A 23,813-nucleotide genomic window follows, 5' to 3' on the forward strand; every position below is an offset into this window, starting at 1 on the left:
ATCGGTGCCCTGATCCCCCGTTGTCGGTGTCACCTGCCACAATTGCCGCGCAACCTCAGTGGAGAAGGCGGTACGGGATCGTGACGACACCCCTCGTAGGGTCCATCGAAGGCAGGATCGCCGAAGAGCTCGGCGTACGGGAGCGGCAGGTCAAGGCCGCCGTCGACTTGCTCGACGGCGGTTCGACGGTGCCCTTCATCGCCCGCTACCGCAAGGAAGCGACCGAGATGCTCGACGATGCGCAGCTGCGCACCCTCGAGGAGCGGCTGCGCTATCTGCGGGAGCTGGAGGAGCGGCGCGCCGCGATCCTCGACTCGGTGCGCGAGCAGGGCAAGCTCACCGCCGAGGTCGAGGCGCAGATCAGGGGCGCCGAGACGAAGGCGCGTCTCGAGGACATCTATCTGCCGTTCAAGCCGAAGCGGCGCACGAAGGCGCAGATCGCGCGCGAGGCGGGCCTGGAGCCGCTGGCCGAGGGCCTGCTCGGCGACCCGTCGGTCGATCCGCTCGCCGCGGCGGCGGCCTTCGTCGACGCCGACAAGGGGGTCGCCGATCCGCAGGCCGCCCTCGACGGCGCCCGGTCGATCCTCACCGAGCGGTTCTCGGAGGACGCCGACCTGATCGGCGAGCTGCGCGAGCGCATGTGGGTACGGGGGCGGCTCGCCGCCAAGGTGCGGGACGGCAAGGAGGAGGCGGGCGCCAAGTTCGCCGACTACTTCGACTTCGCCGAGCCCTTCAAGGAGCTGCCCTCGCACCGCATCCTCGCCATGCTGCGCGGCGAGAAGGAGGAGGTCCTCGACCTCGTCCTGGAGCCCGAGGAGCCCTCCGAGCAGCCCGGTCCGTCCTCGTACGAGGGGATCGTCGCCCACCGCTTCGCCATCGCCGACCGCGGCCGCCCTGCCGACAAGTGGCTCACCGACACCGTCCGTTGGGCCTGGCGGACGCGGATTCTCGTGCACCTCGGCATCGACCTGCGGCTGCGGCTGCGCACGGCGGCCGAGGACGAGGCGGTGAACGTCTTCGCGGCCAACCTGCGCGACCTGCTGCTCGCCGCTCCGGCGGGCACCCGCGCGACGCTGGGCCTGGACCCCGGGTTCCGTACCGGTGTGAAGGTCGCCGTGGTCGACGCGACCGGCAAAGTCGTCGCGACGGACGTGATCTACCCGCACGTACCTGCCAACAAGTGGGACGAGGCGATCGCCAAGCTCGCACGGCTCGCCAAGGAGCACGCGGTCGAGCTGATCGCGATCGGCAACGGCACGGCGTCCCGCGAGACGGACAAGCTCGCCGCTGAACTCATCACCAAGCACCCCGAGCTCAAGCTCACCAAGGTGATGGTCTCCGAGGCGGGGGCCTCCGTGTATTCGGCGTCCGCGTTCGCCTCGCAGGAGCTGCCCGACATGGACGTGTCGCTGCGTGGCGCCGTGTCCATCGCGCGCCGGCTCCAGGACCCGCTCGCCGAGCTGGTGAAGATCGACCCGAAGTCCATCGGCGTCGGGCAGTACCAGCACGACCTGTCCGAGGTGAAGCTGTCCCGGTCCCTCGACGCGGTGGTCGAGGACTGTGTGAACGGCGTGGGCGTGGACGTGAACACGGCGTCGGCGCCGCTGCTGGCGCGGGTTTCGGGGATCACCTCCGGGCTCGCGGAGAACATCGTGGCGCACCGGGATGCGAACGGGCCCTTCCGGTCGCGTACGGCCCTCAAGAGCGTGGCCCGGCTCGGCCCGAAGGCGTACGAGCAGTGCGCGGGCTTCCTGCGGATCCGGGGCGGCGATGATCCGCTGGACGCGTCCAGCGTGCACCCCGAGGCGTACCCCGTGGTGCGGCGGATGGTGAAGACGGCGGGCAGCGAGGTCGCGTCGCTGATCGGCAACACGGGTGTGCTGCGCTCGATGCGGCCGGACGAATTCGTCGACGAGACATTCGGTCTGCCGACCGTCACGGACATCCTCAAGGAGCTGGAGAAGCCCGGGCGCGACCCGCGGCCCGCCTTCAAGACGGCCACCTTCAAGGAGGGTGTCGAGAAGATCTCCGACCTGGCGTCGGGGATGGTGCTGGAGGGGGTCGTCACGAATGTCGCCGCCTTCGGAGCCTTTGTCGATGTCGGCGTCCACCAGGACGGGCTGGTGCATGTCTCCGCGATGTCCAAGACCTTCGTCAAGGATCCGCGGGACGTGGTGAAGCCCGGAGACATCGTCAAGGTGAAGGTGCTGGACATCGACATTCCGCGGAAGCGGATCTCGCTGACGCTGCGGTTGGACGACGAGGCGGCGGCTCCCGCCCCGGAGGGGGGCGGGCGGCCCCAGCGTGGAGGGCGGCCGCCGCAGCAGCGGGGGCAGCAGCAGCGGCAAGGGCGCGGTGGCGGTGGCGGCGGGTCTCGGCAGGCGCCGCCGCCTGCGAACAGTGCGATGGCGGATGCGTTGCGACGGGCGGGGTTGGTGGACCCCAAGCGGGGGCGGGGCTGACGCCTTGGCGTCCGGTGCCGGGGCCTTGGTGACAGGGCCCCGGCGTGGGGGCTGAACTCGGGACCGGGTGCATGCGGCCCGGCACTCACAGGGTGCCGCGGTGCCCACGCGTGCCGCCCCCGGCAGCACGCGTGCCCACAGCTACGACAGCTACCACGGCACCCGGCACCCACGTGTCGCTGCAGGTGGGCTGCCGCCTCAGCGGCACGCCTGCCCGCGGGTGAGCAGGGTCGCTACGACGGCAGTTCCGTCACTTTGCCGTCCGCCACCTCCAAGCGGCGGGTCGTGTGGACCGCGTCGAGCATGCGGCGGTCGTGGGTGACGAGGAGGAGGGTGCCCTCGTAGGAGTCCAGGGCCGATTCCAGTTGCTCGATGGCGGGGAGGTCGAGGTGGTTGGTCGGCTCGTCGAGGACGAGGAGATTGACGCCTCGGCCCTGCAGCAGGGCCAATGCTGAGCGGGTGCGTTCGCCCGGGGAGAGGGTCCCCGCGGGGCGCAGGACGTGGTCCGACTTCAGGCCGAACTTGGCCAGCAGGGTGCGGACTTCGGCCGGTTCCGTCTCCGGGACCGCCGCGCAGAACGCGTCCAGCAGGGACTCCGAGCCGAGGAACAGCTTGCGGGCCTGATCGACCTCGCCGACGATCACACCCGAGCCGAGGGTGGCGTGGCCCGCGTCCAGGGGGACACGCCCCAGCAGGGCGGCGAGCAGCGTCGACTTGCCTGCGCCGTTCGCGCCGGTGACCGCGACCCGGTCCGCCCAGTCGATCTGCAGTGTCGCCGGGCCGAAGGTGTACTCGCCGCGCCGCACCTCCGCGTCGCGCAGCGTGGCGACGACCGCGCCGGACCGCGGTGCCGCCGCGATCTCCATGCGCAGCTCCCACTCCTTGCGCGGCTCCTCCACGACGTCGAGGCGCTCGATCATGCGCTGGGTCTGCCGGGCCTTCGCGGCCTGCTTCTCGCTGGCCTCGCTGCGGAACTTGCGGCCGATCTTGTCGTTGTCGTTACCCGCCTTGCGCCGGGCGTTCTTGACGCCCTTGTCCATCCAGGAGCGCTGCATCTGGGCCCGGCCTTCGAGCGCGGACCGCTTGTCGGCGTACTCCTCGTAGTCCTCGCGAGCATGCCGGCGGGCCACGTCCCGCTCGTCCAGATAGGCCTCGTATCCACCGCCGTACAGCGTGATCTGCTGTTGCGCGAGGTCCAGTTCGAGCACCTTGGTGACCGTGCGGGTCAGGAACTCGCGGTCATGGCTGACGACGACGGTCCCGGCGCGCAGGCCGCTCACGAAGCGCTCGAGGCGTTCCAGGCCGTCCAGGTCCAGGTCGTTCGTCGGCTCGTCGAGCAGGAACACGTCGTAGCGGGAGAGGAGGAGGGAGGCCAGTCCCGCGCGAGCCGCCTGGCCGCCGGACAAGGAGGTCATCGGCTGGTCCAGGTCGACGCGGAGTCCCAGGGTGTCGGCGACCTCCTCGGCGCGCTCCTCGAGGTCGGCGCCGCCGAGGTCGAGCCACCGCTCCAGGCTGGTGGCGTAGGCGTCGTCCGCGCCGGGCGCTCCGTCGACCAGTGCCTGTGTCGCATCGTCCATCACCCGCTGGGCCTCGGCGACGCCCGTGCGACGCGCGAGGAACTCCCGAACGGTCTCGCCCTCCCGCCGCTCCGGCTCCTGCGGAAGATGCCCCACGGTCGCGGACGGCGGGGACAGCCGCAGCTCGCCCTGCTCCGGCGTGAGGAGACCGGCGAGCAGCCGCAGCAGCGTGGACTTGCCTGCGCCATTGGCACCGACGAGACCGATCACATCGCCGGGCGCGACGACGAGGTCGAGCCCGGAGAAGAGCGAGCGGTCGCCGTGTCCGGCGGCGAGGTTCTTGGCGACGAGAGTGGCAGTCATCAGAAGGCCGATCCTAACGGCCCGGCTTCGCGACCCGCGCCAGGGTTTTCAACGGCTCCCCTGCCCTTCCTCAGCGGCTCGCCTGCCCGTACCACGGGCCCGCCTGCCCGTACCCACTGTCCGTGCTCAGCGGCCCGCCGACCCGTGCTCAGGGGCCGGCCTGCCCGTGCTCACTGTTCTCACTGTTCTCGCTGTCCGTGCTCAGCGGCTCGTCTGCCCGTATTCGGGGCCCGTCTGTCCACTCTCAACGGCCCGCCTGCCCGTGGGCCATCGCCTCCACCAGCACACTTCCCGACGTCCGGGCCACGATGAACGACTCCCCCTTCACCGCCCTGGCGTCCAGCGCCACCCGGTGCCGCCCCGTCTCCAGGATTCCGTCGAAGACCTCGTGCGCATGGGTGCGGGAGAGGCGGTCGAGGCGGTACGCGGTCAACTGGACGCGGCAGGTGGAGGTGACCTCGATGCCCGCCTCGCCGTCGGCGGCTACGAGCCGTGTGAGACGGCGCAGCTCCCGCGGGCTGCGGTCCAGGGCGTGCTCGATCTGGGCGACCAGCAGCGGGATGATCGGGGCGAGACCCTCGACATACGCGACCTCGACCCCCGCCCGCTGGAAGCACCGGCGCACGGCCGCACGTTCGTCCTCGCCGACGGTCCGGCCGAAGACCACCGCGCCGTACGTACGGAGTTCGTCGGCCGGGACGTCCGTGGCGTCGCGGGTGATGTCGGTGCCGATGCCGATGGTACGCAGGGCGGCGGCGAGCTTGGCGAGCAGCGCGACGCGGGCGCCGATCAGGAGGACGCGGCGGCGCGGTCCCGAATCGCCGTCGAGGAGGGAGTTCAGGGCGCTGCGGTACTCGGCGCCACGGAAGCGGAAGGGCCCTATCCCGTGGTAGCCGTTGAGCTCCAGGTCGGCCCGTTCGTCCGTCTGCCAGGCGAAGTCGCGCCACACATAGTCGTCGTCGGCCTGCTCGATGACGGCGGTGACGGCACCGCATTCGAGACTCGCGCACTCCGGGCAGCCGTAGATGACGTACCGGCCGCCGTCGAGTGGGGCGTCTGCCTCCAGGAGGAGGCTGCGCACCTGGGCGGTGAAGATCGCGGGCGGTACATCAGAGGCGAGCGGGGACACCGCGTCGAGGTCGGAGAGCTGGAACAGCAGCGGGCGGCCGTCGACGATGAAGTCCACGAAATCCCGGTGCACTTGGTAGTCACCGTTGGCGAGGACTCCACCGGCACGCATCGCCGGTGCCAGGCCGAAGGTCGCGTACTCGGCAGACATGCTGTGAGTATCCCCAGACTGAGAGTGATGTGAGCACGGCATGACAGATTCCGTTAACGTCCCCGCGTGAAGAACGCTCGCAGCGGTGAAGTGATCGTGGTCGGCAGCGGTGTCATCGGCCTGACGACAGCCCTTGTCCTGGCTGAGGGCGGCACGCGGGTACGGGTGTGGGCGCGGGAGCCCGCCGAGCGGACCACCTCGGCGGTTGCGGGCGCGCTGTGGTGGCCGTATCGCATCGAGCCGAAGACTCTCGCCCGCGCGTGGGCGCTCCAATCACTCTCCGTGTACGAGGATGTGGCGGCGCGGGACGAGGAGACGGGCGTACGCATGGTCGAGGGCGTACTGGGCGAGTCGCGGCTGGACGAGCAGGCCTCGTGGGTCGCCGCCCGGGTGCCGGGGCTGCGGGTGGCGACGGCCGAGGAGTACGCGGGGACGGCGCTGTGGGCGCGGCTGCCGCTGCTCGACATGCCGGCGCATCTGCGGTGGCTGCGGGAGCGGTTCCTGCGGGCGGGCGGGACGATCGAGGCGCGCACTGTGGTGGATCTCGCGGAGGCCGAGGCACCGGTCGTCGTCAACTGCACGGGCCTCGGCGCCCGCGAGCTCGTACCCGATCCGGCCGTGCGGCCCGTGCGCGGGCAGCTGGTGATCGTCGAGAATCCCGGTATCCGCACCTGGCTCGTCTCAACGGACGCGGACGCGGGGACGACCACATACGTCTTCCCGCAGCCGGATCGGCTGGTGCTGGGCGGCACCACCGACGAGGACGACTGGTCGCTGACGCCCGACCCGATGGCGGCGCAGGAGATCGTCGGGCGATGCATCGCGTTGCGTCCCGAGATCGCCGGGGCGCGCGTGCTCGACCACAGGGTGGGCCTGCGGCCGGTGCGCGACTCGGTCCGGCTGGAGCGCGAGGTGCTGCCGGACGGGCGGGTGGTGGTGCACAACTACGGCCACGGCGGTGCAGGCGTCACGGTGGCGTGGGGGTGCGCGCGAAAGGCGGCCGGGCTCGCACACCCGACCGCCTCCGCGTGAGGGCCTCAGGACCTGAGGACCGTCCTCAGCAGGCCGTCTCCGGCTCTGCGGCTGTGAGGTGGTACGGCGCACGCTCGTCGAGGAGCAACGGGACGAGGGCCCGCAGGGACTGCCGCAGCGGTACGAGGACGCCGTCCCCGTCCGGTCGTACGCGCACGCCGTGCAGGGCGAGTTCGTCGCGCACGTCCGCGTACTGGTCCGCCCTGAGCCGGTAGCCGCAGGGCGGGTCCTGCATCACCTCGGCGGGTTCGGCCGGGTCGTTGTCGGCGCCGCCGAGGTAGACCGGGCCGGTGTCCCGGTAACCCGCGAGCCGGGCCGCGCCGGTGGCCGCGGCAACGCGTGCGCCGCGCCCGCCCGTGAAGTCGAACAGGCCACCGAGCGCGGCCAGTTGGGAGTGGACCCGTCGCCTGTTGTTCAAGGGGGCATCGGCCCGCTCGGCATCCGTGCCGGGGTCGACTCGGCTCTCGATGAGCAGGCCGACGGAGTTTTTCACGCCCGACATGTTCCGCAGGATGCGCTCCTGCCCGTCACCGGCGGTCTGTTTGATCGGGTCGCCGGTCACGGGGTCGGTCCAGATGCCGTACGTGCCCGTCGAGTACCCGCCCTCCTGTGCGGCGGGCCGGACATAGTCCCGCGACAGGGTCTCCGCCTCGTCGTGCACGGCCGCGGCCGTGTTGAGGTTGCGCGGCCAGAGGTCGAAGAGGTCCTTGTCGTAGTACTTGGGAGTGGCCCCGTATTCGTGCAGGTCGTAGACGACATCGGGTCTGTGGTCGCGCAGGACGGCCGCCATCGCGCGGGCCTCGGCCGTCTTGAGAGCGAGGTGGTCGCGGTTGATGTCGACACCGTCGCTGTTCTCACGGGTCTCGGCGGCGCGGCCGTCGGGATTGGCGGTGGGGACGACGAGCACGCTGGTGCTCCGCAGGAATCGCCGGGTGCTCCGGTCCTTCGCGTACGCCAGGTCGCGGATCGTCGTGAGGCAGGCCTCGCGCCCGGACGGCTCGTCGCCGTGCTGGCTGCACACGAGGAGCACGGTGGTGGCCGAGTGACGGTCGCCGATCCGGACGAGCTGGAGCGGGCGGCCCTGCTTCGTGGTGCCGATCCGTGACACGGACACCCGGTCGCTCGTCCTGTCGACGGCGGCCAGGAAGTCCTGCTCCTCCGGTTGGCTGGTCCAGCGTGCGCCGTCGGTCTGCTCGAATCCCGTACGCGGCGGGGTTTGAGTCGCGTACGCGGGTGCCGTCAGCAGGGGCGCGGCCAGGGCCGTGGCGGTGACCGCCACGGCCAGGGCGCGGATACGTAAGTGGATCAACGGGTCTCCCCCGGGACACGGTGGGCGGCGCGCGGCTCCTGTACGCCGTCGAGGACGGCCGCGCTCGGCGTCGCGGCGGAACCCGCCGTCGCCCTGGTGAAGGCGTCGGCGCCACCGACGAGCGGGACCCGGGCCGACGTACGGGACAGGTCGAGCGTCAGGGTCGGCGTGCTGGACGGCGGGTCGATGAGGTCCTTGTCGGTACCCGCGACGATCAGCGCGAGCCGGTGGCCCTTGGGGACGACGTGGTCGGTGGCTGCCAGGTCGAGCGTGATGGTGTACGCCTTGCCCGGCGTGAGCGGGACGCCCTTGAGGTCGGAGGCGTAGTTACCGAGGTCGGCCCAGCCGCGGCTGAAGACCGTGTAGTCGACGTCGGCCTTGTTCGCCTGCGTCACCTTGAAGCAGGGGCTGTCGCCGGTCGTGCTCGCGCCCCAGCAGGTGCGGTCGGTGAGCGTGGTGATGCCCTCGCCGGCCGCGTTGTAGTCACGGATGGTGTCCGGGCCGAGGTCGACGAGTACGGCGGAGAGATGGGCCGTCGAGGTCGTCGGCGTGGCGGTGACGGTCACCTTGGACGAGCCGGAAAGCCGGAGGTCGTGCGTGAGCGGCTTGCTGACGAAGCCCGCCTTGTCCGGGGTCGACCGGTCGATGTGCGCCGCCCAGTCGGTCTCGCTCAGCGCCGGGTTGTCGGTGAAGTTCTCCGTTCCGGAGTTCGACCGCAGACCGAGGGTGCCGACGCCCGCCTGGGTGCCCGTGCCCGGGCGCAGGGTCGTCGTCTCGGTGGCGCGGGTCGGCCAGACGCTGGAGGTGACCCACTGGTCGGGGTGGCGCTCGATGTCGGCCATGGGTTCGCGGTCGATGCCGTTGTCGTAGCCGAGGAGTTCGTGGTCGAACCAGCGGTGCAGGGTGTCGACCCAGGCGGCGCGGCGGAAGTCGAAGGGGTCGACGTGGCCGGTCTGGGAGAGCCAGATCTTGCGCTCGACACCGTTCTTGGCGAGGGCGCTCCACCACTGGCCGAAGTGCTTGGTGCGGACGTTGAGGTCCTGCATGCCGTGGGTCAGGAAGACACTGGCCTTGACCTTGCTCGCGTCCTTGACGTAGTCACGCTCGGTCCACAGGCCGGTCAAGTCTCCGGTGCGCGGCGCCTCGTCGACGAGCCTCTGCTGGACGGCGGCGCACTTGGTGCGGGCGTCGGGGCTGTCGACGTAGTCGGAGAGCCAGTCGGGGCCCGAGTCGTACAGCGGGGCGCCCTTGGCGAAGTAGTAGTCGTACCAGGAGGAGATGGCGCTGATGGGCACGATGGTCTTGAGGCCCTTGACGCCGGTGGCGGCCACGCCGTTGGCGATGGTGCCGTCCCAACTCTTGCCGATCATGCCCGTCCTGCCGTTGGTCCAGCCGGCCTTGGCCGTGGCGGTGCCCGTACGGGTGGTGTATCCACGAGCGCGTCCGTTGAGCCAGTCGATCACGGCCTTCGCGGACTGGATGTCGGAGCGGCCGCCGACGTCCACGCAGCCGTCGGAGCGGTTGGTGCCGGCCAGGTCGACGCCGACGAAGGCGTAGCCGCGCGGCACGAAGTAGTTGTCGTAGAACAGCGGCATCTGGACGACGTTGCCGCTCGCGTCGTACGTCTTCTTCTGGCTCTCGTTGCCGCGTCCGCAGCAGGAGTAGTACGGGCTGGCGTCCATGATCACGGGTATCTTGCGGCCCTGCTCGGCGAGTTCGCGGGGCCGGACGATGTCGACGGCGACGCGGTCGGTCTTCCCGTCGCTGTCGCCGTCGAGGCCGGTGTCCACCCAGACGGATTCACGGATCGCGTTCTCGTACGAATAGACCGGGGTGCTCTCCCGTGGGGCGCTGTGTGCAGCGGCGGGGGCGAGCAACGCGGCCATCAGGGCGGCCGTGGCCGCCGTCGCGAGCGATCTCCAGGTCGTGAAGCGCATGCGGCGCGCTGGTATCGGCATGCGCGGAACGTACCTCGGTCAACTCCCGTGCAAAAGGGGGCCGGTGACGGTCCGAAAGGCGATCGAGGCGCAAGGGCCGCGGTCGGCTGTGAAAGGTCCGTGGGGCGCGATCGCTCATGTCGGCCGAATGGCGATCGTGTGACAGGGGCGGCCATGGACATGACCGGGGCCACAGGGACTGAATAGGCTCCGAACAGACTTCATGCCCCTACGACTTGGAGCTTGACGTGCACCGCAGACTCATCGCCCCGGGCGCGCTCGCGGCCTCCCTGCTGCTGGCGATCCCGGCATCGGCGGCCAGCTACTCCCCCGGGGCGCCGGGCATCGGCGACCCCTACTACCCGGCCTACGGCAACGGCGGATACGACGTCTCGCACTACGATCTGCGGCTCAAGTACCAGCCGCAGACCGATGAGTTGGAGGGCACGGCGACCCTCCTGGCCACCACCACTCAGGATCTGTCACGGTTCGATCTGGACTTCCTGCTCGATGTGAGCGAGGTGCGGGTCAACGGCGCGAAGGCGTCCTTCGCAACCTCGGGCCAGCACGAGCTGGAGATCACTCCGGCGAACCCGCTGCCCAAGGGCACGCCGATCACGGTCGTCGTCCGCTACAGCGGAGTGCCGTCCACGAAGAGCGCGTACGGCTTCTCGACCTGGCACCGCACTCCGGACGGAGCCGTCGCGGCGGACGAGCCCGAGGCGGCGTGGTGGTGGTTCCCCAGCAACGACCACCCGCTCGACAAGGCCACCTACGACGTGTCGGTGGCCGTCCCCGACGGGACGCAGGCGATCTCCAACGGCACGCTTCAGTCGACGAGTTCACGTCTCGGCTGGACCCGCTACAACTGGCGGTCCAACAAGCCGCAGGCCACCTATCTCACCACCCTCGCGATCGGCAAGTTCGACATCACGACCGGGAAGACCTCCGACGGCGTCCCGATCATCAACGCGTACAGCAAGGACCTCGGCGACAACGACGGCGCCGCACGGGCGAGCGTCGAGCGAACCGGAGAGATCGTCGACTGGCTGACCGGGTACCTCGGCCCGTACCCCTTCAACTCGGTCGGTGGCTACGTCCCGAACACCACCACCGGGTACGCGCTGGAGACGCAGACCCGCGTGTACTACAGCCCCAAGCAGTTCGCGAACGGCTCCAACACCTCTGTCGTCGTCCACGAGTTGGCGCATCAGTGGTACGGGGACGACGTGTCGTTGAAGGGCTGGAAGGACATCTGGATCAACGAAGGCTTCGCCCGCTACGCGCAGTGGCTGTGGTCGGAGCACGAAGGCGAGGGCACGACGCAGGAGCTCGCGGACTACGTGTACGCCTCGCATCCGGCCGACGACACCTTCTGGACGGTCAAGCCCGGCGACCCCGGTCCTGACAACCAGTTCGACATCGCGGTCTACGACCGGGGCGCACTGGCGGTCCAGGCACTGCGCAACGAGGTCGGCGACGATGCGTTCTTCGCCATCCTGAAGGGCTGGCCGAAGGATCACGCGTACGGGAACGCCTCGGTCGGCGACTTCCAGAAGTACGCCGAGCAGGTGTCCGGCAAGCCGCTTGCCGCGCTCTTCGACACCTGGCTGTTCCAGCCGACGAAGCCGGCCGCCGCGGCGGCGCGGACCGCGTCGATCGCGAAGGCTTCGGCGGCTCCCGCGCGGCCGAGGTCGTGGAAGAGGATCGCGGCGACGAACGACCTCCACGCCAGCTGAGCCTCGAGCAACTACCGCGCGGCTCGGGGCACTTGACCCGAGCCGCACGGCAGCCATCACGCCACCGAGTGAGGTGTGCCGCTCGGCCTCCGCCGGTGACACCGCTGCGCCGCCGTCGCCCGGCCGTCGGCCGAACGGTACGGACGACGCGCCGGGCCGTCGGCAGCTCGTCAGCCACCCGGGGCGGGACGGAGGGTCCGTCGCCTGGGCGATCGGTGCGGCGGCGGCCAGGGGCCGGTACGGCCGACGGCAGTGCGGGCTGCCGAAGCAACCACCGCAACAGGCGGGCTACTTCGACGTCGTCGCCTCCGGGGCGGCCGCCCCGGTCAGGAGGTCGTCGCGGGACAGGGCGACGGTCTCCGTGGACGGCACCGTGCACGCGTACGCCCCGGCCAGCGCACCGTACTGGGCACAGCGCCGCGGCGGCTCGCCGTTCAGCCACCCGAAGAGGAAGGCCGCGGCGAAGGCGTCGCCCGCGCCGTTGGAGTCCACCACCGGCGCGGGAGGTGTGACCGCCGGTATGTGCGTCAGCGCGCCGTCGGCCAGCAGGAACGCGCCCTCGGCGCCGGCCGTGACGACGACCACCTCGGCCCGGCCGCGCTCGACGATGCCGCGCATGGTCCGCTCCGGGTCGGTCAGGGCGGCCGTCGACAGGAAGACGACGTCCGCCGCGAGCGCGAACGGCTCGTGGTACAAGTTCTCGCCGTCCCAGTTGTGCAGGTCGGTCGAAAGGGTCACCCCGGCCTCGCGCAGCACGGGCAGGGCGAAGGCACACGGGTGGGTGATGGACACGTGGGCGTGGCGGCTCGACTCGGCCAGCTTCTGGACGACCGGCTCCGGCAGCCGGTCGTCGGCGTGTGCGCGGCTCGTGTCGTAGAGGGACAGCCGTCTGCCGTCGGGGCTGACGAGGTTGACCGCACGCTTGGTGCCTGCGGGCTGCGGGACGGCGGTGAGTGCGATGCCCTTCTCCCGGTGCAGGGCGCGGACCAGGTCGCCCTCGGGGTCGTCGCCGAGCATGTCGAGGTGGTGGGTCCGCAGGCCGAGGGCGCTCAGGCCCAGGGCGACGAAGTCGCCGGTCTGTCCGGCACGCGTGCGGATCCCGGGCTCGATCATGTAGCTGTCGGCGTACGGCAGAGGCAGCTCCGGCACGTACACGATGGTGTCCACGCCCGCTCCGCCGAGCACGAGGACATCGATGTCGCGGCTCATGGCTCTTCCTCTCGGATGCGAGCAGTGAGTCAAGCAGTCTCCGCCGACCACGGCAAGGATTTGCAGAATCTTCCGCAACTTATTTCAGGGGCCTGCGCGTTGGCGCCTGGGCGTTGACTGCGGTGCGGATGCTTCAGCCTCGGGTCAGTCCCCGTGGTCGGGCCGCGTTGTGTAGACCGTCACGGCTGTCCGTTGCTTCGATCCTCAATGAATCTCAGCATCCCGGGCATTGCGGCCCGGGAGGTCCGTCACATCACCAAAGCGTGAGGGCTTCGGCTTGAGTACGGTCTCTCGTTTCCGTCTGCCGCTGGTGCGGCAGGGTTGCGCCACCTGCCCGCCCCGCCGTGACTTTGCGGTCATGGCGGGTGGCGCGGGTCTTCCGGTCGGCTCCACGAGGTTTCGACACCTTGGCGGTGTCCTGGTCTCCGGCCACTCCGGTACCAGTCGTGCATGCCGCTGCGAGGGCGGCGAGGTTGCGGGCCGCGTTGTCATCCCGGTCGATGACCAGGCCGCAAGCAGCACATTCATAGGTCCGCACGTGCAGCGGCAGCTTGGCTTTCACTACGCCGCACCCGGAACAGGTCTTGGAGGAGGGGAACCACCGGTCTGCGGCCATGACGCGGCAGCCGTTGCGGCGGGTCCTATAGGCGAGCTGGCGTCGGATCTCCCCGAATCCGGCGTCAGCGATCTGGCGGGCGAGGCGCGGGTTGCGGAGCATCCCCGCGACGTTCAGGTCCTCGACCACGACCGTGCCGTACTCGGCCGCCACGGCGGTGGTGAGCTTGTGCAGGGCATCCTGGCGGAGGTTCGCCACTCGGTGGTGCACGCGGTTGCGGTGGGTGTTGGCCTTCTCCCACCGCTTCGACGCCTTCCGTCCGGTGCGGTGGTCGGGGCCGCGGCGGCGGGACACGGTACGGGAGGCTCGGCGCAGTAGCTTCAGCGCGCCGTCCAGTGGCCCGGGGTTGAGGATCGTGCGGATCTCTCCGGTGCTGTCGGCCATCACCGCGAGGATCTTCACCCCGAGGTCGATACCGACTGCGGCGTCCGGCCTCGCAACGCGGACCAGGTCTCGCGCGGTCTCGGTCTGCAACGACACGAACCAGCGACCGCGCTCATGCCGCGCGGTCGCGGACAGGATCCGGGCCGCCCCGGCCTGGACGCGTGCCAGGAGTTTGCCCATGGGTTCGTGGACACGGATCGTGCCCAGCCGGGGCAGCGTGACGTGCCGGCCGTCCGGCTCGACGCGGATCGTGCCGGTGGTGAACCGGCAGGACAGGCGTGCCTTCCGCTTCGACTTGAACCGGGGTGCCGCGACCCGCTTGCCCCGCCGCTTGCCCTGCTGCGACTTCGCATAGTTGTCGAACGCCGCGGCAGCGTTCGCCAGGCCGGTGTTGTACGCCTCCTTGGAGTTGGCCTCCCACCAGGACGCGAACCTGGGGTCGGTGTGCTTGACCTCGTTGAACGCCTTGCGCAGCGCGGGCAGCGACCACGGCCGCCACTCGGTCAGATCCGCTTCAATGACGCCGTAGGTGGCTTCTGCCTTGCGCTGCCACCACGACGCAGTGACCCAGCCCACCGCCCAGTTGTACGCCGCCCTCGCCGCACCGCAGTGCGACCGAAGAGCACGCTCCTGGGCGGCGTTGGGGTCCAGAGCGAACCGGAACGCCTGCACCACAAAGCCGGGCTGCGGCTGGAACCTTTTCACTCGGCTGCCTCGCCGGTCGCCACGGCCACCGCGCGTGCGGCACGGTTTCTCGCCGCCCGCCGTACGTCACCCCGGACATACGTGATCTCCGACATGACGCCACCGTAGGCGCTGCCACCGACAGTGGCCCGTGACCGGCTACTTCGTGAGCTCTCCCAGCTCCTGGTCCTCCGCCTTCGAGATCCGGCGGCGCAGCGCGAACCAGCCGCCGACCAGCAGGGCCGCGATCACCGGGATGAGGAGCAGCGTCTTCCGGCCGACCTCGGGGTCGTTCCACATCAGGCCGAGCACGGCGATCAGGAAGGCGATGGTGACGATCTCGGTGACCGGGCTGCCCGGGAGGCGGAACGACGGACGCGTCACCAGCCCCTCCTTGGCGCGGCGGACGAACACCAGGTGGCAGATCATGATGATCACCCAGGTGCTGATGATGCCGAGGGACGCGACGTTCAGGACGATTTCGAAGGCCTGGCTCGGCATGAGGTAGTTGAGACCGACGCCGAGCACGCACACCGCGCAGGTGAGCAGGATGCCGCCGTACGGGACCTGGCTGCGGTTCATCCTCGCGGTGAACTTGGGGGCCGAGCCCGCCATGGCCATGGAGCGCAGGATGCGGCCGGTGGAGTACAGGCCGGAGTTCAGCGACGACATGGCGGCCGTCAGCACGACCAGGTTCATGACGTCACCGGCCGCCGGGACGCCGATCTTGGAGAGGACCGTGACGAAGGGGCTCTGGTCGGCCGAGTAGACAGAGCCGGGCAGCAGCAGGGCCAGCAGGACGACCGAGCCGACGTAGAACAGACCTACGCGCCACATGATCGAGTTCACCGCGCGCGGGACGACCTTCTCCGGCTCGGCGGTCTCTCCCGCGGCGACACCGACCAGCTCCAGGGCGGCGTACGCGAAGATCACTCCCTGCATGACCAGGACGACCGGCATCATGCCGTGCGGGAGGATCCCGCCGTTGTCCGTGATGACGCTCAGGCCGGGCGTGGTCCCGCCGACGTCGTGCTGCGTGGCCAGCAGGAAGATACCGATCAGCATGAAGGCGACGAGGGTGGCGACCTTGATGATCGCGAACCAGAACTCCATCTCGCCGAAGATCTTCACCGAGATCAGGTTCACGGCCAGGACCACGGCGAGGGCGATCAGGGCCAGCGTCCACTGCGGGATGTCGGTGAAGAGGCTCCAGTAGTGCGTGTAGAGCGCGATCGCGGTGATGTCCGCGATTCCGGTCGTCGACCAGTTGAGGAAGTACATCCACCCGGCGACGTACGCGCCCTTCTCGCCGAGGAACTCGCGCGCGTACGACACGAAGGACCCGGAGGAGGGCCGGTAGAGGACCAGCTCACCGAGGGCCCGCACGACGAAGAAGGCGAAGATTCCGCAGACGAGATAGGCGATCGCCAGTGCGGGGCCCGCGTTGTGGAGGCGGCCGCCGGCTCCGAGGAAGAGTCCGGTGCCTATCGCGCCGCCGATCGCGATCATGTTGACGTGGCGGGCCTTGAGGTCCTTGCTGTAACCGGCGTCGCCCGCGTCCGCGGGCGTGCGGGTCGCATCCGTGCGGGATGCGGCCTTGGCGGTGTCTACGGCGTCCTTGCTCACGGGTGGATCTACTCTCTGGTCGCCCGGCGCACTGGGTACGCGGGTGTCCGGATGTGCCTCGGCCCGTGCCGCCCCTGACGCGGCACAGACCAAGGCGCCACCTTCCCCCAGAGATCACCCCGTATGCGGTGGCGCGCGTCACATAGCGGCACATCTCACATGGTGATCAGGGGCTGTACAGGAGCTGATCAAAAGATGTAGAGCTCCTCAATTCAAGGGATGCGCAGCTCCTCGATCATCCTCGATTCAAGGGGCGTACAGCTCCTCGATCACGTGCCCGTAGCGCTCCCGGATCGCCCTGCGCCGCAGCTTGAGCGAGGGCGTGAGCTCGCCCGTCTCCGGGCTCCACTCGTGGTCGAGCACCCGGTAGCGCTTGATCTGCTCGGTGCGGCTCAGGCGCACGTTCGCCTGCTGCACGGCGCGGACGATGCCGTCCCGCAGCACTGCCGGATCGGCCCCCGCCAAGGGGTCGGGGACGAGCAGGGCCACCAGGTACGAGCGCCCGTCACCGTGCACATAGGCCTGGTCGACGAAGGGATGCTCCTTGAGCGCGTTCTCGACGAGCGCGGGCGAGACGTTCTTGCCCGTCGAGGTCACGATCATTTCCTTCTTGCGGTCGGTGAGCCAGAGAAAGCCGTCCTCGTCGATCCGCCCGATGTCGCCGGTGGCGAACCAGCCGTCGGCGTCCCGGGCATCCTCGATCGAGCCGTCCTCGCGCAGATAGCCGTCGAAGACGGTCGCGCCCCGTACGAAGATCTCGCCGTCCTCGGCCACGCGGAGTTCCACGCCGTCCAGGGGCTTGCCCACCGAGCCGAGCCGGAAGGCTGCGGGAGTGTTGGTGGTGGCGACCCCGATCGTCTCCGTCAGACCCCAGGCGTCCATGATCGCGAGGCCGAAGCCCGCCCAGAAGTCCACGACGTCCGGCGGCATCGGAGCCGAGGCGCTCGCCGTCCACACCAGTCGGTCGAATCCGGCCAGGGCGAGGATCGGGTCGAGTACCTGTTCCTTCGCCGCGCGGTACGCCTCTTCCAGCTCGGCGGACGGCTCCTCGCCCCGTTCGAGGCGGGCCACGCGCGCGCGTGCCGTCTCCCGGGCGGCCTCCACGGCCCGGCGCCGCTCGTGCGGAAGCCCGGCCAGCGCGGCCCGTACGGCGGAGGCGAGCTTCTCCCACACGCGCGGGACCCCGAAGAACTGCGCGGGGTGCAACTCCCGCGCAACGGTGGCCACCTGAGTGGGGTCCGCGCACAGGTACACGTGCGAGGCGCGGAACACCGGCAGATAGATCCCCAGCATGCGCTCGGCGATGTGCGCGAAGGGGAGGTAACAGAGGTGCTCGACGTGGTCGGGGAGATCGACGAGGCGGTCCAGCGCGAGCGCGTTGAGGACGACCTTGCGGTGGGTGATGCGTACGCCCTTGGGGTCGCCGGTGGTGCCCGAGGTGTAGACGACGGTGAGGGGGTCGGTGGAACGCGTCGGCGACCAGCCCTTGTCGACGTTCTCCTGGCCCTCGTCGGCGCCCTGCCACCCTTCGTCCGCGCTCTGCCGCCTCTTGAGCGAGTCGTACGTCCGATGGGGCCCCGCGTCCGCCGCGTCGGCGACGACCAGCCGCTCCAGCGGCGTGCCGGAGTCCTCCAGCAGCGGCTCCCAGCACGCCAGTTCACGCGCCCCCTCGATGACCGCGAGGCGGGCGCGGCTGTGCCGGGCGATGTGCGCGACCTGCTCGGGGGCCGCGGTGCCGTAAACGCTCACCGGCACGGCACCCAGATGTGTCAGTGCCAGGTCGCTCAGCCAGTGCTCGGGGCGGTTGCTCATCATCATGAGGACGTGGTCGCCGCGGTCGACGCCGAGGGCCGCGTATCCGGCGGCGAGGACGGCGGCCTCACGGCGCACCTCGCTCCAGGTGAGCGTGGCCCAGCCGTCCTCGGTACGCCAGGACAGCGCCGGCAGATCTCCATGGTCCTCGGCATTGCGCAGCAGCAGGGCGGGGAGCGTGAGTTCGGCGGGTTCTCCGGGGAGTCGCAGGATCGTGGTCATGACCGCCTCCTGGCGCCGTCGGCTCGGTGCGCAGCGCTCCGGACGCTTTCACAACACTGGTGAGACAGCAATACTGTTGCACCGGATCGACCGCTGCACCTGATCGCTGCGCAGCCCGGAGAGACAGGACCTGCCATGACGACGGACACCGAAGAGCCCACGCTCACGGTCGACGAGCTGGCCGCGCGGGCGGGCATGACGGTCCGTACGGTCCGCTTCTACAGCGCCAAGGGCCTGTTGCCGCCGCCCGTCATCGGTCCCCGGCGCGTGGGCCACTACAGTCAGGAGCACGTGGCCCGGCTCGCGCTCATCGAGGAGTTGCAGCACCAGGGCATGACGCTCGCGGCGATCGAGCGCTATCTGACGCAGCTGCCGCCCGGCCTGAGCGCTCACGACCTCGCCATCCACCGGGCCGTGGTGGCCTCCTGGGCGCCCGACGCGGCGGAGGACGTGACACGCGAGGAGCTGGAGCGGCGGGCCGGGCGCTCCCTGGACGACGGGGACCTGGACCGGCTCGCCGCGATGAGCGTCATCGAGCGGAGCGCGGACTCCTTCCGCGTGGACCCCGGGCTGCTGCGGCTCGGCATACAGCTGCTCGACGTACCGCTCGCGCAGGAGTCGATCCTCGCGGCGCGCACGGTCCTCCTGGAGCACTCGCGTGCGGCCGCCCACGAGCTGTCCACGCTGCTGCGGGAGGCGGTGGGCGAGCGGGAGTCCGTGGCGGCGGTGAAGTCGCTCTCGGCGCACATGCAGCCGCTGGTGGTGCAGGCGTTGCTGACCGCGTTCCAGCGCTCCCTCAAGGAGGAAGTGCGGGAGTGGCTCAAGGAGTCCTGAGCCACTCCCCCTGCTCTACGAGACCTTCAGCCCCGCCGTCGATGCGGTGGGTGTGTCGCCGGCCGCGAGCTGCCGCAGCCGCTCGGCGTACATCCGGGCGAGGCCGGTCAGCGCGTCGGAAGCCCCCGACCGGGCCGAGTTGGTGTCGGCCCGATGCTCCAGGGTGCCGATGTACTTCCCCTGGAGGATCACCGTCTCCTGGGTGTGCTCCTTGGCGACGGACTTGTACTGGAAGGTGACGCTTCCGGCGTCGTACGTCGGGGTGTTGAGTACCTGGAGCGTACTGGTGCGGTTGCGAGCGTAGATGTCCCAGGCCCTGAACGCCTTCGAGGCGGCCTTCGCGTTGCGGTACACGATGACCTCGAAGCGGGCGCCCTCGCCGGCGCGGGTGCCGCTGTAGCCGACGTCACCGTGCGCCACGGCGTTCCTGCACTTGGAGGACGGGTCCTTGCAGATCGTGGGCGCCTTGGCGCGGCTGGAGAGCGCCTCGCTGACCGTGCGCAGGGCGGTGGGCATGCTGTCGGCGGGCGGCAGCACGGACTGCGCCCGCTGGGCCCCGGTCAGCGACCCGCCACTCGTCGAACCACCGCTGGTGCGGCTGCGGGAGGTGGACGAGTACCCCCGGCTCTTCTTCTTGTGCTTCTTGCCCTGGCATCCCGTGAGCGCGAGCGACAGGACGAGAACGCCGACTCCGGCTCCTCGCAGCACTCGCTTGGTGGTGCACCGCACGTACGGCCCCTCCGTTGGCGTGATCATGATCTACGGGAGCCTAGGACGTGGACGGGGCGCATCCGGTTGCGTCACCGGCGCACGTCCAGAAAACCCTCACAAGTAGGCGGATCCGCCCGCCACATTGCGGGTCTGGCCGTCAGCAAGCCGCTGCCCTCCTCGACCACGTAGCGGAGGGTGGAGACGAGGCCGGACGGCTCCTGGGTCCTGGAGACGGCCTGCTGGACGCGGACCTGCTCGAAGCCGCCGGCCGCGCCGATGGTGCGCTCGGCGGCCGTGCGCACCATGCTCGGCGCGATCGCCGGCGCCCTCATGGATGCCAAGGGCGTACTGGGGTGCGTCCTCGGTTTCCGCGAAGGCGGCCAGGAAGGGGAGTTCGGTGGTGCCGGGGGTGCGAAGGACGCGGTCCACGCCGTCGCCGCGCCGGATGTCCAGCAGGGCAAGGCCTGGCGGCGACCCCTGGGAGCTCCTCCGTGGGGGCGAGTACCGGTTCGCGGGTCAGCGTCCGGTCCTCGCCCTCACGGAGCAAGCCTCTCGTACCACTCAGCGATACGGCACGCGCCGCCGAGGTTCTGCCGGTCCTGTCGCTACTTGTCGCTGAACCGCTCGCCCTTCTCCGCCTTCTCGACGAGCAGGGCGGGCGGCGTGAACCGCTCCCCGTAGCGCTCGGCGAGTTCACGCGCGCGTGCCACGAAACCGGGCAGCCCACCGTCGTACCCGTTGATGTACTGCAGCACACCGCCGGTCCAGCCGGGGAACCCGATCCCGAAGATGGATCCGATGTTGGCGTCCGCGACGGAGGTCAGCACGCCTTCCTCCAGGAGCCGGACGGTGTCCAGCGCCTCGGAGAAGAGCATGCGCTCCTGCATGTCCGTGAACGGGATCTCGTAGCCCGGCTTGGTGAAGTGCTCGCGCAGCCCCGGCCACAGCTTGCCGCGCTTGCCGTCCTCGCCGTACTCGTAGAAGCCCGCGCCGCCACTGCGCCCGGTGCGGCCGAACTCGTCGACCATGCGGTCGATGACCTCCTCGGCCGGGTGCGTCTGCCAGGTGCCGCCCGCCTCCTCGACGGCCTGCCTCGACTCCTTGCGGATCTTGCGCGGCAGGGTGAGCGTGAGCTCGTCCATCAGGGACAGGACCTTGGCCGGGTAGCCGGCCTGGGCAGCGGCCTGCTCGACGGACGCGGGCTCGATGCCCTCGCCGATCATCGCGACGCCCTCGTTGATGAAGTGGCCGATGACGCGGGAGGTGAAGAAACCGCGCGAGTCGTTGACGACGATCGGGGTCTTCTTGATCTGCCGTACCAGGTCGAAGGCGCGCGCCAGTGCCTCGTCGCCGGAGCGCTCGCCCTTGATGATCTCGACGAGCGGCATCTTGTCGACGGGCGAGAAGAAGTGCAGCCCGATGAAGTCGTCCTGCCGGTCCACACCCTCCGCGAGCACGGTGATCGGCAGGGTCGAGGTGTTGGAGCACAGCAGCGCGTCCGGCTCGACGATGTTCTGGATCTCCTGGAACACCTTGTGCTTGAGCGCGGTGTCCTCGAAGACTGCCTCGATCACGGCGTCGCAGCCGGCCAGGTCGTTCGGGTCGGCGGTGGGCGTGATGCGGGCAAGGAGGGCGTCGGCCTTGTCCTGGCTGGTACGCCCCCGGGAGACCGCCTTCGCGCAGAGCTTCTCGGAGTAGGCCTTCCCCTTGGCCGCCGCCTCCGCGGACACGTCCTTGAGGACGACGTCGATGCCGGCGTGGGCGCACGAGTAGGCGATGCCCGCGCCCATCATCCCGGCGCCTAGGACGGCGACCTTGCGGACCGGGCGCGGCTCGACGCCCTTGGGCCGGTTGGCGCCGGAGTTGACCGCCTGGAGGTCGAAGAAGAACGCCTGGATCATGTTCTTCGAGGTCTGTCCGGTGACCAGCTCGGTGAAGTAGCGCGCCTCGATGGTCAGCGCGGTCTCGAAGTCGACCTGCGAGCCCTCGACGGCGGCCGCCATGATGTTGCGCGGGGCCGGGTAGGGGGCGCCGTTCAGCTGCTTCCTCAGGTTGGCCGGGAAGGCGGGCAGGTTGGCCGCGAACTTCGGGTTCGACGGCGTGCCACCCGGGATCTTGTAGCCCGGCTTGTCCCAGGGCTGCTGCGACTCGGGGTTGGCGTCGATGAAGGCGCGCGCCTTGGCGAGCATCTCCTCGGCAGTCACCGCCAAGTCGTGCACGAGGCCGCTCTCCAGGGCCCGCTTCGGGGTGTACTGGGTGCCCTGGAGCAGCACCTTCAGCAGGGCGTCCGTGATGCCCATCAGACGGACGGTGCGGGTGACGCCGCCGCCGGCGGGCAGCAGACCGAGGGTGACCTCGGGCAGGCCGATCTTGGAGCCGGGCGCGTCGAGAGCGATGCGATGGTGGGAGGCGAGGGCGATCTCGTAACCGCCGCCGAGGGCCGCGCCGTTGATGGCGGCGACGACGGGCTTGCCCAGGGTCTCGATGCGGCGCAGGGAGGACTTGATGGCCGTACCGGTGTCGAAGGCCTGTTGGGCGTCCTCCGGCCCGGCCTGGATCATGTCCTTGAGGTCACCGCCCGCGAAGAAGGTCTTCTTCGCGGAGGTGTAGATGATGCCGCGGATGGAGTCCTTCTCGGCCTCGGCGCGCTCGGCGATCGCTGCGATCGAGTCCTTGAAGGCCTGGTTCATGGTGTTGGCGGACTGGTTGGGGTCGTCGAGGACGAGGGTGACGACGCCGGTCTCGTCCTGTTCCCAGCGGATGGTGGTGGACTCAGTGCTCATCAGGGGTGCTCCGTTGATCCGTGTATCCGTCGGGAAAGGTCAGACGCGCTCGACGATCGTGGCGATGCCCATGCCGCCGCCCACGCACAGCGTGGCGAGGCCGTAGCGCTTGTCCTGGCGCTCCAGCTCGTCGACGAGGGTGCCGAGGATCATCGCGCCGGTCGCGCCGAGCGGGTGGCCGAGCGCGATCGCCCCGCCGTTGACGTTGACCTTGTCCAGGGACAGGCCCATGTCCTTCACGAACCGCAGGACGACCGCGGCGAAGGCCTCGTTGATCTCGACGAGGTCGATGTCGTCGATCGTCAGTCCGGCCTTGGCGAGCGCCTTGCGGGTCGCGGGCGCGGGCCCGGTGAGCATGATGGTGGGCTCGGAGCCGGAGACGGCCGCGGAGACGATCCGCGCGCGCGGGGTGAGTCCGTGACGCTCGCCCACCTCCTTCGACCCGATGGCGACGAGGGAGGCGCCGTCGACGATGCCGGAGGAGTTGCCGGCGTGGTGGACGTGGTCGATCTCCTCGACCCAGTGGTACTTCTGCAGCGCCACGGCGTCGAATCCGCCCAGCTCGCCGATGTCGGCGAACGACGGCTTCAGCTTGGCGAGCGAGTCGGCGGTGGTACCCGGGCGCAGGTGCTCGTCGTGGTCGAGAACGACGAGCCCGCTGCGGTCCCTGACGGGGACGACGGACTTCTCGAAGCGACCGTCCTTCCAGGCGGCGGCAGCGCGCTCCTGGGACAGGGCCGCGTACTCGTCGACATCCCGCCGCGAGAAGCCCTCGATGGTGGCGATGAGGTCGGCGCCGATGCCCTGCGGCACGAAGTTGGTGGCCATGTTGGTCATCGGGTCGGCGAACCAGGCACCACCGTCCGAGGCCATCGGCACGCGCGACATCGACTCGACGCCGCCCGCGAGGACCAGGTCCTCCCAGCCCGAACGGACCTTCATCGCGGCCATGTTGACCGCCTCCAGACCGGAGGCACAGAAGCGGTTCTCCTGGACGCCGGCGACCGTGTCGGGCAGTCCGGCGGCGACCGCGGCGATGCGGGCGATGTCGGAGCCCTGGTCGCCGACCGGGCCGACGACGCCGAGGACGATGTCGTCGATCGCGGCCGGGTCGAGGCCCGGGAAACGGCGCTGGACCTCGTGGATGAGCCCGACGACCAGGTCGATGGGCTTGCTGCCGTGCAGGGCGCCGTTCGCCTTGCCGCGGCCGCGCGGGGTGCGGATCGCGTCGTACACGTACGCTTCGGTGCTCACTGGTAAGCCTTTCAAGAGAGCCGGGAGGGCTGAGCCGGGC

The 23,813-nt window shown here is 70.1% G+C and carries 16 protein-coding genes; 4 read left to right on the forward strand and 12 right to left on the reverse strand.

Annotated features, from left to right (window positions below):
- Nucleotides 1-80 precede the first annotated feature (80 nt).
- Nucleotides 81-2,462 carry a Tex family protein gene (locus ACIBK0_RS15680; RefSeq protein ID WP_399079804.1) on the forward strand — a complete coding sequence of 794 codons (2,382 nt, stop codon included), beginning with the start codon at nucleotides 81-83 and terminating at the stop codon, nucleotides 2,460-2,462.
- A gap of 233 nt (nucleotides 2,463-2,695) precedes the next feature.
- Here ACIBK0_RS15680 and ACIBK0_RS15685 read toward each other — a convergent pair whose 3' ends face one another.
- A complete protein-coding gene (locus tag ACIBK0_RS15685) occupies nucleotides 2,696-4,342 on the reverse strand; it encodes an ABC-F family ATP-binding cassette domain-containing protein (RefSeq protein WP_399079806.1) in 1,647 nt (548 codons plus the stop codon).
- Between the two features lie 244 nt (nucleotides 4,343-4,586).
- Nucleotides 4,587-5,621 (reverse strand): oxidoreductase, encoded by a 1,035-nt coding sequence (locus ACIBK0_RS15690; RefSeq protein ID WP_399079808.1) that lies wholly within the window; start codon nucleotides 5,619-5,621, stop codon nucleotides 4,587-4,589.
- 66 nt (nucleotides 5,622-5,687) lie between these two features.
- On the opposite strand from ACIBK0_RS15690, the gene ACIBK0_RS15695 reads away from it, so the two are divergent.
- Complete coding sequence (locus tag ACIBK0_RS15695) at nucleotides 5,688-6,653, forward strand: FAD-dependent oxidoreductase (protein WP_399079810.1); 966 nt, start codon at nucleotides 5,688-5,690, stop codon at nucleotides 6,651-6,653.
- Between the two features lie 25 nt (nucleotides 6,654-6,678).
- Here the strand turns inward: ACIBK0_RS15695 and ACIBK0_RS15700 are convergent, their stop codons facing one another.
- Together ACIBK0_RS15700 and ACIBK0_RS15705 are read right to left on the reverse strand one after the other, a co-directional pair.
- Nucleotides 6,679-7,959: a M14 family metallocarboxypeptidase gene (locus ACIBK0_RS15700; RefSeq protein ID WP_399079883.1), complete on the reverse strand. Its 1,281-nt coding sequence runs from the start codon at nucleotides 7,957-7,959 to the stop codon at nucleotides 6,679-6,681.
- Nucleotides 7,959-9,920 (reverse strand): Xaa-Pro dipeptidyl-peptidase, encoded by a 1,962-nt coding sequence (locus ACIBK0_RS15705; RefSeq protein ID WP_399079812.1) that lies wholly within the window; start codon nucleotides 9,918-9,920, stop codon nucleotides 7,959-7,961. The genes ACIBK0_RS15700 and ACIBK0_RS15705 overlap by 1 nt, the downstream gene beginning before the upstream one ends.
- A gap of 227 nt (nucleotides 9,921-10,147) precedes the next feature.
- Between ACIBK0_RS15705 and ACIBK0_RS15710 the strand changes: the two genes are divergently transcribed.
- Nucleotides 10,148-11,638 carry a M1 family metallopeptidase gene (locus ACIBK0_RS15710; protein WP_399079814.1) on the forward strand — a complete coding sequence of 497 codons (1,491 nt, stop codon included), beginning with the start codon at nucleotides 10,148-10,150 and terminating at the stop codon, nucleotides 11,636-11,638.
- A gap of 288 nt (nucleotides 11,639-11,926) precedes the next feature.
- Here ACIBK0_RS15710 and ACIBK0_RS15715 read toward each other — a convergent pair whose 3' ends face one another.
- The 4 genes from ACIBK0_RS15715 to ACIBK0_RS15730 all read right to left on the reverse strand — a co-directional run bounded on the left by ACIBK0_RS15715 (nucleotide 11,927) and on the right by ACIBK0_RS15730 (nucleotide 18,191).
- Complete coding sequence (locus tag ACIBK0_RS15715) at nucleotides 11,927-12,847, reverse strand: PfkB family carbohydrate kinase (protein ID WP_399079816.1); 921 nt, start codon at nucleotides 12,845-12,847, stop codon at nucleotides 11,927-11,929.
- A 253-nt stretch (nucleotides 12,848-13,100) separates the two neighbouring features.
- Nucleotides 13,101-14,552, reverse strand: a complete 1,452-nt coding sequence (gene tnpB / locus ACIBK0_RS15720) for an IS607 family element RNA-guided endonuclease TnpB (protein ID WP_399079818.1) — start codon at nucleotides 14,550-14,552, stop codon at nucleotides 13,101-13,103.
- 138 nt (nucleotides 14,553-14,690) lie between these two features.
- On the reverse strand, nucleotides 14,691-16,157 hold the full coding sequence (locus ACIBK0_RS15725) for an amino acid permease (RefSeq protein WP_399079820.1): 1,467 nt from the start codon (nucleotides 16,155-16,157) through the stop codon (nucleotides 14,691-14,693).
- Nucleotides 16,158-16,403: 246 nt separating this feature from the next.
- Nucleotides 16,404-18,191 carry an AMP-dependent synthetase/ligase gene (locus ACIBK0_RS15730; RefSeq protein WP_399079822.1) on the reverse strand — a complete coding sequence of 596 codons (1,788 nt, stop codon included), beginning with the start codon at nucleotides 18,189-18,191 and terminating at the stop codon, nucleotides 16,404-16,406.
- 135 nt (nucleotides 18,192-18,326) lie between these two features.
- Here ACIBK0_RS15730 and ACIBK0_RS15735 point away from each other — a divergent pair, with 135 nt between their 5' ends.
- Nucleotides 18,327-19,025 carry a MerR family transcriptional regulator gene (locus tag ACIBK0_RS15735; RefSeq protein WP_399079824.1) on the forward strand — a complete coding sequence of 233 codons (699 nt, stop codon included), beginning with the start codon at nucleotides 18,327-18,329 and terminating at the stop codon, nucleotides 19,023-19,025.
- 15 nt (nucleotides 19,026-19,040) lie between these two features.
- Here ACIBK0_RS15735 and ACIBK0_RS15740 read toward each other — a convergent pair whose 3' ends face one another.
- From ACIBK0_RS15740 to ACIBK0_RS15755, 4 genes are all read right to left on the reverse strand, one after another.
- Nucleotides 19,041-19,781: a hypothetical protein gene (locus ACIBK0_RS15740; protein ID WP_399079826.1), complete on the reverse strand. Its 741-nt coding sequence runs from the start codon at nucleotides 19,779-19,781 to the stop codon at nucleotides 19,041-19,043.
- 44 nt (nucleotides 19,782-19,825) lie between these two features.
- Nucleotides 19,826-20,041, reverse strand: coding sequence for a hypothetical protein (locus tag ACIBK0_RS15745; RefSeq protein WP_399079828.1), 216 nt, complete (start codon nucleotides 20,039-20,041; stop codon nucleotides 19,826-19,828).
- A gap of 300 nt (nucleotides 20,042-20,341) precedes the next feature.
- A complete protein-coding gene (locus ACIBK0_RS15750; RefSeq protein ID WP_399079830.1) occupies nucleotides 20,342-22,519 on the reverse strand; it encodes a 3-hydroxyacyl-CoA dehydrogenase NAD-binding domain-containing protein in 2,178 nt (725 codons plus the stop codon).
- 39 nt (nucleotides 22,520-22,558) lie between these two features.
- Complete coding sequence (locus ACIBK0_RS15755; RefSeq protein ID WP_399079833.1) at nucleotides 22,559-23,773, reverse strand: acetyl-CoA C-acetyltransferase; 1,215 nt, start codon at nucleotides 23,771-23,773, stop codon at nucleotides 22,559-22,561.
- Between the last annotated feature and the right edge of the window lie 40 nt (nucleotides 23,774-23,813).

Origin of the sequence: Streptomyces sp. NPDC050564, assembly GCF_044457265.1 — a bacterium.
Taxonomy (GTDB): Bacteria; Actinomycetota; Actinomycetes; order Streptomycetales; family Streptomycetaceae; genus Streptomyces.

Excerpts from the sequence above, each read along its gene's own strand:
- ACIBK0_RS15685 (WP_399079806.1), bottom strand. The coding sequence starts at position 4,342 with ATGACTGCCACTCTCGTCGCCAAGAACCTCGCCGCCGGACACGGCGAC.
- ACIBK0_RS15690 (WP_399079808.1), bottom strand. The coding sequence starts at position 5,621 with ATGTCTGCCGAGTACGCGACCTTCGGCCTGGCACCGGCGATGCGTGCC.
- ACIBK0_RS15705 (WP_399079812.1), bottom strand. The coding sequence starts at position 9,920 with ATGCCGATACCAGCGCGCCGCATGCGCTTCACGACCTGGAGATCGCTC.
- ACIBK0_RS15715 (WP_399079816.1), bottom strand. The coding sequence starts at position 12,847 with ATGAGCCGCGACATCGATGTCCTCGTGCTCGGCGGAGCGGGCGTGGAC.
- ACIBK0_RS15730 (WP_399079822.1), bottom strand. The coding sequence starts at position 18,191 with ATGACCACGATCCTGCGACTCCCCGGAGAACCCGCCGAACTCACGCTC.
- ACIBK0_RS15735 (WP_399079824.1), top strand. The coding sequence starts at position 18,327 with ATGACGACGGACACCGAAGAGCCCACGCTCACGGTCGACGAGCTGGCC.
- ACIBK0_RS15740 (WP_399079826.1), bottom strand. The coding sequence starts at position 19,781 with ATGATCACGCCAACGGAGGGGCCGTACGTGCGGTGCACCACCAAGCGA.
- ACIBK0_RS15745 (WP_399079828.1), bottom strand. The coding sequence starts at position 20,041 with ATGGTGCGCACGGCCGCCGAGCGCACCATCGGCGCGGCCGGCGGCTTC.
- ACIBK0_RS15750 (WP_399079830.1), bottom strand. The coding sequence starts at position 22,519 with ATGAGCACTGAGTCCACCACCATCCGCTGGGAACAGGACGAGACCGGC.